Source organism: Alteromonas sp. ABH4_457 (assembly GCF_056160625.1).
This window is the reverse complement of record NZ_JBSWXN010000006.1, coordinates 411,265-424,215: the sequence shown is the minus strand read 5'-3', so window position 1 is coordinate 424,215 and position 12,951 is coordinate 411,265. Positions and strand designations below refer to the sequence as shown.

Below are 12,951 nucleotides of genomic sequence, written 5' to 3'. Positions count from 1 at the left end.
GCGAAAACAAACTCACCGCTGATCGTCTACCATAAATTGATCAGAAATATCTGCCTGAAATGTATCAGCAGCCATAGGAAAGCGGGTACTGCTTTGAGAGAACAGAATGGTGCTGGTTTGTTCCTGTGCATCCAGTGTAGACAAACCTGTAAGGCTGTTGCCATCAAACAACAGGGTCAGTTCACGGATCTGACCTTCACCGTTTTTAGGGGTAACGATATATTCAGATGCATTGTCGTCAGCAGCACGGATAACGAATTTCGACCAGACAGTATCATCATCAGAGGTTAGTAACATGAACGGATTATCTTTTACCTGACCTTTCTGATCCATCACGGTAACCTGCATGGCAAAGGGGTCGATATTCCAGACCGTTTCGCCATCAGCAATAAGCACGTTGTCATCCGGTGCGTAAGTTTCCCAGCGCAGCTTGTCCGGACGTGCCAACACCACTTCGCCTTTGGTTTCATGAACGATATTATTACCGCTATCAGTAATAACCTGCGCATACTGCGCTTTGAACTGATTAATACCGGACAACAAAGATTTTAACTTTGCACCGGCGGCGTCATCCGCCTGCGCGGAAAATGCGAAAATACCGGATAAAACGATGGTGTAAATAAAACGGTTCAATGTACTACTCCTTGGGTACAGGGGGCGCAAGCACTTCCCTGTTACCGTTATGACCTGGTGAAGATACGACACCGTTTGCTTCCATTTGTTCTACCAGTCTGGCCGCACGATTGTAACCAATTCTGAATTTACGCTGCACGGAAGACACACTGGCCCGCCGCGTTTCAGTTACAAATGCTACAGCCTCATCGAAGAAGGCATCATATTCCTCGTCACCGTTTTCTGCTGCTTCTCCCGGCAGTAAGACTTCCGCAGTGGCTTCACCGTTAAGAATTTCATCAATGTAATCAGGCTTGCCCCGTTTCTGCCAGTCACTGACTACCGCATGCACTTCATGGTCATCCACAAAGGCACCGTGTACACGCGTTGGTACCGGGCTGCCGGGCGGTAAATACAGCATGTCACCCATACCAAGCAGCGCTTCTGCACCCTGTTGATCCAATATTGTTCTGGAATCGATTTTACTGGATACCTGGAAAGCGATACGGGTGGGTATGTTGGCTTTGATCAGACCGGTGATAACATCTACAGACGGGCGCTGCGTGGCCAGAATAAGATGGATACCGGCGGCACGGGCCTTTTGCGCGATCCGTGCTATCAATTCTTCTACTTTCTTACCCACAATCATCATCATGTCGGCAAATTCGTCAACAACCACAACGATGGCCGGTAATTTTTGTAAGTCCGGCGCTTCTTCTTCCATGCTGTCTTCAGTGCGCCACAACGGATCTTTAATCGGCTCGCCGTCTTGGATGGCCTGTAACACCTTGGCATTATAGCCTTTCAGGTTTCTGACCCCGAGAGCAGACATTAATTTATAGCGGCGTTCCATTTCACCTACACACCAACGCAACGCGTTAGCGGCTTCCTTCATATCGGTGACCACTTCTGCCAGCAAATGAGGGATCCCTTCATATACTGAAAGTTCCAGCATTTTCGGATCGATCATGATCATGCGGACATCTTCCGGCTTGGACTTATACAGCAAGCTCAAAATCATGACATTCACCCCGACGGATTTACCGGCACCGGTTGTACCGGCCACCAGTAAGTGAGGCATTTTGGCAAGATCGACCACAACCGGTTTACCGCTGATATCCGCTCCTAACACCATGGTCAGAGCAGACTTATTGCTCTGGAAGGCGTCACAGGTGATCACTTCACTCAGACGAACCATTTCACGTTTTTTGTTAGGCAGCTCAAGACCTATCACAGACTTTCCGGGAATAACTTCCACAACACGCACTGACATAGCAGACATAGCACGGGCTAAATCTTTTGACAGACCGGTAATTTTGCTTACCTTCACACCGGGCGCCAGATCAAGCTCGAAACGGGTGATAACAGGACCGGGATAGACGCCTACCACACTGGCCTCAATGTTAAAATCTGCCAGTTTGTCTTCCACCAGGCGGGACACCATATCCATCTCTTCCTGAGTGATGGGGTTTTCTTTACGGTCGGGGCGTTCCAGCAAGTCAAAGGACGGCATTGGGCCTAATGCTGCAATTTCGGCCTTCTCAGCCTCTTTTGCAGCCACCGCTTCAGCCAGAGTTGTCGGCGTTTTTGGTTTTGCAGCGGGTTGTGATAGCGGCTTCGCAGCCACAGGCTGTTCTGTAACCGTTGAAGTTTCAATGTTTTGTGGTTTGTCATCCGAAACATCTGATGCATCATCCGTACTGAACACCGGTTCAGATTTTTCAGCCGGAGCCGTATCTTTGTCTTTAGACGGCATCACTTTTTCTTTAAAACTACTGAAAGAGAACCCGGACTTCTTGTCCGCTTCGATGGTTACCGGTTCATCAACTTCAAAAGGTGGTTCATCATCGTCATTGGCGAATACTTCATCAGGAATACCAAATGAAGGCTCGTCCCGCTGACTCCCTGACCAGGGAGAAGACGTTGTTTTATCACTCTTGCGCGGTGCATCCTCAGGTAGTGGCGCAGCTCTCAGTGTTGTTACCTCGACAGTATCGCCACTCCCCTGCCCTGCAGATTTTTCTGAAGATAAAGCCAGCTTTGGCATATCAAGACCGATAAGCTGTTGCGGGACCGAAATGGTCTTTCGGCCGAACCAGATGGTTGCACTGCCCATACTGTCGATAATATCCAGCCAGCTGATACCGGTAAGTAATGTAAAACCGGTGCAGGAAAAACAGAGCAACAACAGAATTGTGCCGGCAGTATTAAAATAAGGAATGAGTGCAGAACTGATTACATCACCGACAAAACCGCCAGCCGAAAAGTTATACAAATCGTTAAAATTGATACTTGCGATGCCGGTAACACCCAGCGCAATCAGTAATCCGCCAATGATTCTCAGGCCGATAGTCAGATAATCAAATTCATCGAGATCTTTGACGTGCTGAAATAAGAACCAGCCAATAAAGGCAAAGCAAAACGGTAAAAGATATGCCAGCCAGCCGAAACTGAAAAGTAATAAGTCTGCGACCCAGGCGCCTGTTGCCCCCACCCAGTTATGCACATCAAGTTGTAAGCCTGCCTGACTCCATCCCGGATCGCCGGGATGAAAAGAAGCCAGTGCCAGTAAAATAAAGAATGCGAAAACGCAGGCGACCATCATGCCTGCTTCAAGTAATCGCTGGATACCTGTTAAACGCGCCATAAACCCTTAATCATCTTTATCCGTCACCGTAAGTGCAGAAGCCTTTCCATGCACACAGAAAACAACGGTGACTTGTTTTAACACACTTTTATTATTTTAATATTTCTTCAGCCGTGATGAATACTGGCTGAACAGCGACTGAAACTACAGTAACTGTAATATTACAGACTATCACAAAGGGAAAAAGGATACCTAGTTTAATATACAGTGGTTTTAACCGTTTCCACCCTTCTGCAGCACTGGCAACCACGCCACTTTTAACCGTCATTTCATATTGATGCGTACTGCAGTGGTACTTTTTACTTCTTCCATCACCACGTAGGTTCTCGATTCACTCACACCGGGTAAACGAAGTAAGGTATCTCCCAGTAATTTCCGGTAACTGGACATATCCGCTACCCTTGCCTTCAGCAGAAAATCGAAATCTCCGGACACAAGGTGACATTCCTGAATATCTTCCTGATCCTGCACTGCAGCAGAAAATTCTGCGAAGATATCCACCGATGTTTTCGTTAAAGTGATTTCAACGAAAACCAGCATGGCAGCGCCCAGTTTCTCGGGGTCAAGTGTAGCATGATATCCGGTAACATAACCCTGAGCCTCAAGGCGCTTAACTCTTTCAAGACAGGGACTGGGACTCAGCCCCACTGCTTTAGCCAATTCAACATTCGATATCCGCCCGTCTTTTTGTAGCTGTGTAAGGATATTTCTGTCTATCCGGTCAAGGTGTTTTGGTGTTTTTACCAGCATATTAAATTCTGCACTTACTTTGTTTTACAAAATATAGCACGGCATCCTGAAAATCTTCAGCACATACTTCGTTTTTTTCTCACGTATACTGCCGCCATCTGAAACAAACAAAAAACAACAATTTTTGAGGGTTCTATGTTAGTTGGTGTACCAAAAGAGATTAAAAACCATGAATACCGCGTTGGTCTGACGCCTGCAGCAGTTAAAGAATTTGTTACCCATGGTCACGATGTGGTTGTGGAAACTCATGCAGGTACTGCCATTGGCTTCACTGACGACATGTATGTGTCTGCAGGAGCCCGCATCTCACAGACGGCTGAGCAGATTTTTGCTGAAGCGGACATGATTGTTAAAGTAAAAGAGCCTCAGCCCAATGAATGCAAAATGCTGAGAAAGGGTCAGACACTGTACACGTATCTGCACCTTGCTCCGGACCCTGTTCAGACTGAATTACTTATCGCATCCGGCGCCACTTGTATTGCCTATGAAACAGTAACAGACGACCGTGGTGGATTACCCCTGCTGGCACCGATGAGCGAAGTTGCCGGACGCATGTCAGTTCAGGCCGGCGCACACTACCTTGAAAAAGCCCACGGCGGCAGCGGTACTCTGCTTGGTGGCGTACCGGGTGTAGCACCGGGTAAAGTACTGGTAATTGGTGGCGGTGTTGTAGGTATCAACGCGGCAAAAATGGCTGTTGGTATGGGTGCTGATGTAACCATTCTGGATCGCTCTCTGCCACGACTCCGTCAGATTGATGATATCTTCAACGGTCAGGTTAAAACAGTATTCTCAACGGTAGATGCCATTGAACAATATTCATCAAAAGCAGATCTGGTTGTCGGTGCAGTCCTTATTCCAGGTGCGGCAGCGCCGAAACTGTTGAACGAAGACCATATTAAAGCGATGAAGCCGGGTTCAGTTGTGGTGGATGTGGCCATTGACCAGGGCGGTTGTTTTGCTACTTCAAAAGCGACAACACACCAGGATCCTGTTTATATTATTGACGACGTGGTTCACTACTGCGTTGCCAATATGCCGGGCGGTGTTGCACGCACCTCTACCATGGCACTGAACAATGCGACATTACCATTTGGTCTGGCGCTGGCTAATAAAGGCCCGAAACAGGCTATGCTTGATGACAAACACCTGCTGAACGGTCTTAACGTTCACGAAGGAAAAGTAACGTATAAAGCGGTAGTCGATGCACTTGGTGAAAAACTGGGTCTGACGTATACACCGGCTGAAGAAGCGCTGAAGTAATCAGTAAAGATATTAAAAAGCCCCGTTCTGTTCATACAGGACGGGGCTTTTTTGTATAACTTACCTCACAGAGAGGCATTCACTTCTTTGAGGACGCTGAGCGGATCAGCAGCCTGCGTAATGGGGCGCCCCATTACCAGGTAGCTGACGCCGGCGTTCATCGCATCAACCGGTGTCATCACACGCTTCTGATCGCCAACGTCACTGCCTGCCGGACGAATACCAGGCGTTACCAGCAAGAATGGCGCCTTCATAGTTTTACGAAGCAATACCGCTTCCTGCGCTGAACACACAATACCGTCCAGACCAGCTTCAAAAGTCAGTGCAGCGAGCTTCTCTACCTGTTGTGCCGGCGTCACACCGGGAACAACCCGTTGTAACTGAGCTTCGTCCATACTGGTCAGCACGGTGACGGCAATCAGCTTTGTTTCGGGATGTGAACTGGACTCAATAGCCAGTTTCGCTGCTTTCATCATTTCTGCGCCGCCGGAAGCATGAACGTTCACCATCCACACACCCAGCTCAGCAGCAGCTTTACAGGCTTTCGCTACGGTATTGGGTATATCGTGAAACTTGAGGTCGAGAAAAATATCAAACCCCATATTAACCAGTGTCTTAACGAACTCAGGCCCGAACAGGGTGAACATTTCTTTTCCGACTTTCAGGCGGCATATTGCAGGGTCTAACTGCGAAACAAACGCCAGGGCGGTGTCTTTGTTATCATAATCCAGGGCAACAATGACTTTAGGATCTTGCATGAGGAATTTATTCTCCGTCTAAGCCTTTAATGGGTTTAACAACATTCCATTTTTTACAGGATGGACATAGCCAGTACAGTTTTCTTCCGGAAAACCCGCAACTGGTACAACGGTATTTCGGACGCTGCTTCATTTGCTCTTCAACAAGTCCTTTCAGTAACCGCAGACTGTTTGCAGATGCTTCATCGTTAAGCTGGTCAATGTACAAGCCCATGAGCGTTTTAAAGCCTTTCATGGTCGGGCGTTTGCGTAACTGATCGAGCAGGTAATCGGCAGCTTCCGAGGTCTTTCCCTGATGAATTTTTATATCTACCATGGCGAGATACGATGTGGCGCACTCCTGCCAGTGAGAAGACAACGCTTCTTCAAAGCCGTCCCAGTCTCCGGTTTCCTGTGCAATTGCTTCAAGTGCGGGGACCGCTTCACTGAACCAGTTGAGGTCGTGCTCTGCCACCTGTACAAAATACGCTTTCGCATCACCGAAGCGCTTCTGGTCAAAAGCAATATGTCCAAGCATTAACCACGGGCGGACAGCATGCTCATCTGCATTAACCGCTTTCTGCAACAGAATAAGTGCTTCACCCTGCTGTCCGTTATCCTGTTCCAGTTGTGCCTGTTCACAATAAAAATGGGCCAGACGCTCGCTAACATCATCACTGTCACCATGACATTCAACCATCTTTTCAGCCAGTTCGATGGCCCGTTCCCACTCTTTCGTAGTTTGATAGATGCTGAACAACTGTTGCTGGGCAACGAGATAATGCCTGTCACTGTTCATCAATTGCAAATAGGCACCTTCAGCCCGCTCCAGAAACCCTGCCTGCATATAATCGCGCCCGAGTTCCTTTAAAGCGTTTTCCTGCTGGTTAGATTGAATTTCCTCTCTGGATACCAGGTTTTGGTGAATCTTGATAGCGCGGTCAATTTCTCCCCGGTGGCGGAAAAAATTCCCCATGGCAATATGGGTTTCCACCGTATCACTGTTCAGATTAATCATCTTAATCAGTGTATCAACGGCTTTATCAGGTTGATCGCTTAACAGGAAGTTAAGGCCACGATAATAGTGCCTGGACAGAATACTCGATTGTTTCCGCTGTGCCTGACGCACACTGTTACGGCCCATTATCCAGCCGTACCCGGCTGCGACAGGCAAAAGTAGAAACAACAGTTCGAGCATAAATTATTCTTTGATGGCTTTGCGTAAACGACTGCGGGTTGCAACCAGCTGCACGCGCAGACTTAACCAGCTCAACAACATGATGAGCAATCCGATGATAATACCGATACAGAGCGTAACAGCAATCAGCGTAGACATGCGTATTTCTGCCTGTGCAATCAGGTAATTTACTGTCACTGATGCATCATTCTGCGACCCGATAGCAAATGCCAGTACGAGGAGAAACACAATAACAAGTAAGGTAACTATTCCTTTCAACACAAAGACCTTTGTTCTTTAACTCTCTGAGAGGATAGCAAATTGTGTGAAAACATGACATCAGAATCAGCAAAAAAGCCTTATCAGGCTGATTCGGCCTGGCTGGCCTTTGCTGTTTGTGGTTTTACCGGCCTGAGCCGGGCTCTCAGCACTGCCTGTTGCAGGACAGACTCACTGGTGAGATATAACACATGAGAATACGATGATTGCATGACATTAAAACGGTCATACATGGGTTTATCAATGCGCGATAGTTGTGCCAGACGCTTTTTCGTCATTGGTGATGACTCTGACTGACAGCGGACAACATCAATTTTGGTTACGCATAACTCAACTTTATCTTCCTGAATATGGTTATGCACGTGCTTACGCATTGATCCGTATAAAAAATCCGTTTCCGGAAGGTAAACCAGTTTATTGTCTGACTTACGCACACAATGGACAACCGATACACCGGTAACTGCACCATGAAACATATCAACCAGCAATTTCGACTTAGGTTTTTGCGCATCTTTGTCGGCAAAGAACCCATGCATCGGGACCACATTTTCAATGGCTGAAAATGGGTAAAGATCATCACAGGCCGGGGTCTGATAAACTGTCTTTAACCGGTTAAGTAAATAACGGTTAGTAACACACAAAATACTCGCTGACGGATGATGTCGCACCGCGAGTTCCCATAAGAACCGGTGGGTATTACGGTGTAAAAGGTTGGTGTCTTTGTTTTTGAACCAGGCATAATTTTTATGCACAAATTGCAAAATACCCGCCGCAATCGCATCCCGTTTTGAAGGCAACCGCAGTCTTACCTCTCTGGTCGCAGCAGAATATCCCACGATGTCATATTTCTGATTTTTAATCTTCAGCTCGGGGACGGAAACTTTAATTTCTTTTTCCGGCTTACTGAATGGCTCAGACAAAACTATACGCATCCCCCTGGAAGAAATATCTTTCACCAGCACGGGACTTGAACTCAGCAAGCCACTTTTTACCGCCCCTTCTTTGTCGATAATATACCGTGCCTCGCTTCTGCGGTTCATGTCTTCATCAAATACCAAACTAAAGGGGTATTGAGCAGTATCTTCAAGTAATTCTTCAGGAATTGCAGGCATCGGACGTCTTTCCGTCACGGCAAGACCATGCAGTGAGGCGGACACATTCTTACAAAAAAGAATGTGAGAAATGGCATCGAGTTCTTCGTAATCAGTCTGGATGAGGTCGTGAATGGCATAGGCCTTTTGCCTGTCATCGCGGACGACTTCTGACAATCGGCATTGCAGACAATGCAAACTTTCGTTTTTATTGAGCAAATGAATGACCGGTGCCAGTAAATCGGCTGATTCAAGCTCTCTTAACGTGGCCAGAATTCTGAACTCGCCCTTTTTCGTTTCAATAACGCCCGAAACAACAAAGGTTTCTTTATATTTAAACAATTCTTTTAATATGCGCGGAAACAGCTTCATGCTGGTCAACTGACGGATATTGGCAATACCGCCTGAGTTTGATTCATTTACAGCGGTGAACAGAGCTGAAAGTGGTTTAACGCCGTTATCAACCTTCTGAATAAACAAAGGTACCCAGGGGCTGTTATCAAGGACCCTGTCCCGTTCAAGATCCTGCATGGCTCTTTCACTTTCCAGTTCCCGCTGTAAAGGCTGCTGGAAAGATGCCATATCGATGTATTTCTGCAGGATTTTCGCTAAACGGGGATCGGTAGAAGGATGGAGCCTGAATTGTGTTTCGTATTTTTCAGTTTGCTTGTTAAATTTGATGCCGCTGACAACGTATTTGATTGCCATGCCTTTGGGTAGCCCGGGCACTTCCGGAAACTGAAAATTAAACACTTCTTTTGCTGAGACTTTTGGGGGCCGCTTACTTTCCAGCGACATTGACTTATAACCCAAAGAAGAAATAGTACAGGTTTTGCCCTTTTCGAACTCCAGAGACGATACAGGGAAATTGGGTGCGATAGCTAAATCATTACCAAAATGAATATCGTCAAGAGACTGGGTTTCTACCGTAAATGCATCAACAATCTTTTTATAGTTTTCTTTCTTTAAATGGGCCTGGTAGAAATCAGAATTCGTGATGGTTTCAAATACACCAACAGTATACCTGTCCTGATAGAGTTGGGATTCGGTTTGCAGAATACGTGCGCCAACTTTATCCAGACGCATTTCAACACCGAAATGAGAAAATTTGAATACAGGGAATTCTGCGAAGGCGGAGTTATCAGCGGGCGCATCAGTGATGCACGTAAGCCTCATGACTTCGTCCTTGATGATCTTCCTGACATTGCCGGGCACCCTGCCCGTGAACTTATTTAACCCTTCAAGCAAGCGGTTATCCTGCTCGTAAGGTATCAAAGCCCGTATCAATGGTTGATATTGTTTTATTATTTGTTGTTCTGTCGAGGCTGACATGATCTCAGCACATAGTATTAGTTAGCGCTTCACTAATATATAGGATATGTAAAGATGGTCAAGAATTAATCTCAGTGATTGGACTTCTCAGGAAATATGGTCTACGGGGTGCAAATTTGAGGATGAAAAGGTAGTAAATGCGGGCAGAAAAAAAGCCGCTGATGCGGCTTTTTACGATTAGTTTACGGCGCTGTCTACCCTTTCCCGTAATTCTTTACCGGGTTTAAAGTGAGGGACGTATTTACCGTCCAGCTTCACAGTATCACCTGTCTTGGGATTACGCCCGACACGTGGTGCACGGTAATGCAGAGAAAAGCTACCAAAACCCCGGATTTCAATACGCTCGCCCTTTTGAAGGGTTTGCGCCATCTGTTCCAGGATTTCCTTTATCGCCAGCTCAAGATCTTTTGCCGGGATATGTCGCGCCTGATCCGCGAGCCGTTCAATTAGTTCCGACTTGGTCATTTAAAACCTCTCTCGTAAAAACGTTATTTTACAGCTACTACGGAGCGGGTGTGGGTTTAGCACACCCGTATTTGCATTATTCGCCTTTAGCAGCTTTAAATGCTTCTGCCATCGCGTTAGCGAAGCCAGCGTCTTCCTGCTGGTTAACTTTGTCGATAGCTTCTTTTTCGTCAGCCTGATCTTTCGCTTTAACAGACAGGTTAACAGTGCGATTCTTACGGTCTACGCCCATAAATTTCGCTTCGATGCTTTCGCCAACGTTAACAACTTCAGAAGCGTCTTCTACGCGGTCACGTGACAAGTCAGCAACGCGGATGTAGCCTTCAACTTCTTCAGCCAGGTTAACAGTAACGCCTTTTGCGTCAACAGCAGTAACTGTACCGTTAACGATAGCACCTTTCTTGTTATCTGTCAGATACTTGTTGAAAGGATCTTCTTCGATTTGCTTAACGCCAAGAGAGATACGCTCACGCTCTGGGTCGACTTGCAGAACAACGGCAGAGATTTCGTCACCTTTTTTGTAGTCACGAACTGCGTCTTCGCCAGTTTTGTTCCAGCTGATGTCAGACAGGTGAACCAGACCGTCGATGCCACCGTCAAGGCCGATGAAGATACCGAAGTCAGTGATTGACTTGATCTTACCTGATACTTTGTCGCCTTTTTCGTGTGACTTCGCGAACTCTTCCCAAGGATTAGCAATGCACTGCTTCAGACCCAGAGAAATACGACGACGTTCTTCGTCGATTTCCAGAACCATAACTTCAACAGTGTCACCTAAGCTAACAACTTTAGATGGGTGGATGTTCTTGTTAGTCCAGTCCATTTCAGAAACGTGTACCAGACCTTCAACGCCGTCTTCGATTTCAACGAAGCAACCGTAGTCTGTCAGGTTAGTTACCTGACCAGAGATCTTAGTACCTTCAGGGTAACGCTGGGAAATGTCATGCCATGGATCGTTGCCCATTTGCTTCATGCCCAGAGAAACACGCTGCTTGTCTTTGTCGAACTTCAGAACTTTAACGTTGATTTCGTCACCAACATTAACGATTTCGCTTGGGTGCTTAACGCGCTTCCAGGCCATATCAGTGATGTGCAGAAGACCGTCTACGCCACCCAGATCAACGAACGCACCGTAATCAGTCAGGTTCTTAACGATACCCTTGATTTCGTGACCTTCTTCCAGGTTAGCCAGCAGAGTTTCACGTTCTGCACTGCTTTCTGCTTCGATAACCGCACGACGTGAAACAACAACGTTGTTACGCTTAGCATCCAGCTTGATTACTTTAAACTCAAGCTCTTTGCCTTCCAGGTGAGTAGTGTCGCGTACTGGACGTACGTCAACCAGAGAACCTGGCAGGAACGCGCGTACACTGTTAACTTCAACAGTGAAACCGCCTTTAACTTTACCGTTGATAACGCCTTTGATAGTGACTTTATCTTCGTAAGCTTTTTCCAGCTCAACCCATGCTTCGTGGCGCTTAGCTTTTTCACGTGACAGGATAGTTTCACCGAAACCATCTTCAACAGCGTCAAGTGCTACGTCTACAGAGTCGCCAACAGCGATTTCTAATTCGCCTTCAGCATTTTTGAATTGATCAGCTGGGATAGCACTTTCTGATTTCAAGCCTGCATCAACAAGAACGATGTCTTTGTCGATAGAAACAACGGTACCTTTTACAATTGAACCAGGGCGTGTTTCCAGTTCTTGTAAGCTTTCTTCAAAAAGTTGTGCAAAATTTTCAGTCATAAGTTCAGTAAATTTTAAAAGTTGACATCCACATTACAGTCCGGCTAACGTGGGGTTGCTAACAAAAGTCGTCACGTCCTGTGTCGACATATCAAAATAATGGAACGAAAAAAAGAGGCTGCGCTTAAATCAGCGAACCTTCGATCTCACAACTTCCATCGCTTTTTCAAACACCTGCGTAATATCCAGGTGAGTAGAATCTATTACTACCGCATCTTCAGCCGGTACCAGAGGGGCAACTGCCCGCTGCGTATCACGTTCATCACGTGCTTTGATATCGGTTAAAAGGCGCGCAATATTAACATCCATGCCCTTCTCTTTCAACTGGGCATATCGCCGTTCAGCTCTGGCTTCAGCGCTGGCTGTTAAAAACAGTTTTACAACCGCATCAGGAAACACCACCGTGCCCATGTCACGGCCGTCAGCAACCAGGCCGGGCGCCTGCTGAAAGGCACGCTGGCGACGCAATAATGCTTCACGGACCCTGGGTAACGCGGCTACCTGTGATGCTACAGCGCCTACCTGTTCAGTGCGGATGTCATCAGTCACATCTTCGCCTTCCAGAATAATGCGGTTAGCTTCGCCGTTTGTTTCAAAGCTGACATCCAGACCGGTTGCCAGCGGCACAACAGAAGCTTCATCATCCACGGGTAAATCGTGGTGTAATGCTGCAACAGCCAGAACGCGGTATATTGCGCCACTATCCAGAAAATGCCATTGAAGTTCTTTTGCAAGTAAACTGCTCAGGGTTCCTTTACCAGCTCCACTTGGTCCGTCAACCGTGACGACGGGGATCAGTTGCATACCTGCTCCACTTGTTAAAAGGTTATTAAATCGCGCGCAATTATACG

At 46.9% G+C, this 12,951-nt stretch carries 11 protein-coding genes; 1 reads left to right on the top strand and 10 read right to left on the bottom strand.

Translation table 11 applies throughout. The features are described 5' to 3' along the window. Positions 1-12: 12 nt before the first annotated feature. The 3 genes from lolA to lrp form a co-directional block, all read right to left on the bottom strand. Entirely contained in the window at positions 13-633 is a 621-nt protein-coding gene (gene lolA / locus ACXAGR_RS17230) for an outer membrane lipoprotein periplasmic chaperone LolA (RefSeq protein ID WP_474851512.1), read from the bottom strand. Positions 634-637: 4 nt separating this feature from the next. Then, on the bottom strand, positions 638-3,259 hold the full coding sequence (locus tag ACXAGR_RS17225; protein ID WP_474851510.1) for a DNA translocase FtsK: 2,622 nt from the start codon (positions 3,257-3,259) through the stop codon (positions 638-640). A 264-nt stretch (positions 3,260-3,523) separates the two neighbouring features. Then, positions 3,524-4,009, bottom strand: a complete 486-nt coding sequence (gene lrp / locus ACXAGR_RS17220; protein ID WP_119501423.1) for a leucine-responsive transcriptional regulator Lrp — start codon at positions 4,007-4,009, stop codon at positions 3,524-3,526. A gap of 135 nt (positions 4,010-4,144) precedes the next feature. Here lrp and ald point away from each other — a divergent pair, with 135 nt between their 5' ends. Then, positions 4,145-5,272, top strand: coding sequence for an alanine dehydrogenase (gene ald / locus ACXAGR_RS17215; RefSeq protein ID WP_119501424.1), 1,128 nt, complete (start codon positions 4,145-4,147; stop codon positions 5,270-5,272). Positions 5,273-5,337: 65 nt separating this feature from the next. On the opposite strand, the gene pyrF is transcribed toward ald, so the two are convergent. The 7 genes from pyrF to cmk form a co-directional block, all read right to left on the bottom strand. Next, positions 5,338-6,030: an orotidine-5'-phosphate decarboxylase gene (gene pyrF, locus ACXAGR_RS17210; protein WP_474844239.1), complete on the bottom strand. Its 693-nt coding sequence runs from the start codon at positions 6,028-6,030 to the stop codon at positions 5,338-5,340. A gap of 7 nt (positions 6,031-6,037) precedes the next feature. Next, on the bottom strand, positions 6,038-7,207 hold the full coding sequence (lapB, locus tag ACXAGR_RS17205) for a lipopolysaccharide assembly protein LapB (protein WP_474844240.1): 1,170 nt from the start codon (positions 7,205-7,207) through the stop codon (positions 6,038-6,040). A gap of 3 nt (positions 7,208-7,210) precedes the next feature. Next, a complete protein-coding gene (locus ACXAGR_RS17200) occupies positions 7,211-7,468 on the bottom strand; it encodes a lipopolysaccharide assembly protein LapA domain-containing protein (protein ID WP_232373348.1) in 258 nt (85 codons plus the stop codon). A gap of 80 nt (positions 7,469-7,548) precedes the next feature. Then, the gene (locus ACXAGR_RS17195) at positions 7,549-9,732 is read right to left on the bottom strand and encodes a PilZ domain-containing protein (protein WP_474851507.1); all 2,184 of its coding nucleotides are present in this window, start codon (positions 9,730-9,732) and stop codon (positions 7,549-7,551) included. Between the two features lie 333 nt (positions 9,733-10,065). Further along, a complete protein-coding gene (gene ihfB, locus ACXAGR_RS17190) occupies positions 10,066-10,353 on the bottom strand; it encodes an integration host factor subunit beta (RefSeq protein WP_119501429.1) in 288 nt (95 codons plus the stop codon). A gap of 76 nt (positions 10,354-10,429) precedes the next feature. Continuing rightward, positions 10,430-12,100, bottom strand: coding sequence for a 30S ribosomal protein S1 (gene rpsA / locus ACXAGR_RS17185; RefSeq protein ID WP_119501430.1), 1,671 nt, complete (start codon positions 12,098-12,100; stop codon positions 10,430-10,432). A gap of 129 nt (positions 12,101-12,229) precedes the next feature. Next, the gene (gene cmk, locus ACXAGR_RS17180) at positions 12,230-12,904 is read right to left on the bottom strand and encodes a (d)CMP kinase (RefSeq protein ID WP_119501431.1); all 675 of its coding nucleotides are present in this window, start codon (positions 12,902-12,904) and stop codon (positions 12,230-12,232) included. Positions 12,905-12,951 lie beyond the last annotated feature (47 nt).

Excerpts from the sequence above, each read along its gene's own strand:
- pyrF (WP_474844239.1), bottom strand. The coding sequence starts at position 6,030 with ATGCAAGATCCTAAAGTCATTGTTGCCCTGGATTATGATAACAAAGAC.
- ihfB (WP_119501429.1), bottom strand. The coding sequence starts at position 10,353 with ATGACCAAGTCGGAACTAATTGAACGGCTCGCGGATCAGGCGCGACAT.
- lapB (WP_474844240.1), bottom strand. The coding sequence starts at position 7,207 with ATGCTCGAACTGTTGTTTCTACTTTTGCCTGTCGCAGCCGGGTACGGC.
- rpsA (WP_119501430.1), bottom strand. The coding sequence starts at position 12,100 with ATGACTGAAAATTTTGCACAACTTTTTGAAGAAAGCTTACAAGAACTG.
- ald (WP_119501424.1), top strand. The coding sequence starts at position 4,145 with ATGTTAGTTGGTGTACCAAAAGAGATTAAAAACCATGAATACCGCGTT.
- ACXAGR_RS17225 (WP_474851510.1), bottom strand. The coding sequence starts at position 3,259 with ATGGCGCGTTTAACAGGTATCCAGCGATTACTTGAAGCAGGCATGATG.
- cmk (WP_119501431.1), bottom strand. The coding sequence starts at position 12,904 with ATGCAACTGATCCCCGTCGTCACGGTTGACGGACCAAGTGGAGCTGGT.
- ACXAGR_RS17195 (WP_474851507.1), bottom strand. The coding sequence starts at position 9,732 with ATGAGGCTTACGTGCATCACTGATGCGCCCGCTGATAACTCCGCCTTC.
- lrp (WP_119501423.1), bottom strand. The coding sequence starts at position 4,009 with ATGCTGGTAAAAACACCAAAACACCTTGACCGGATAGACAGAAATATC.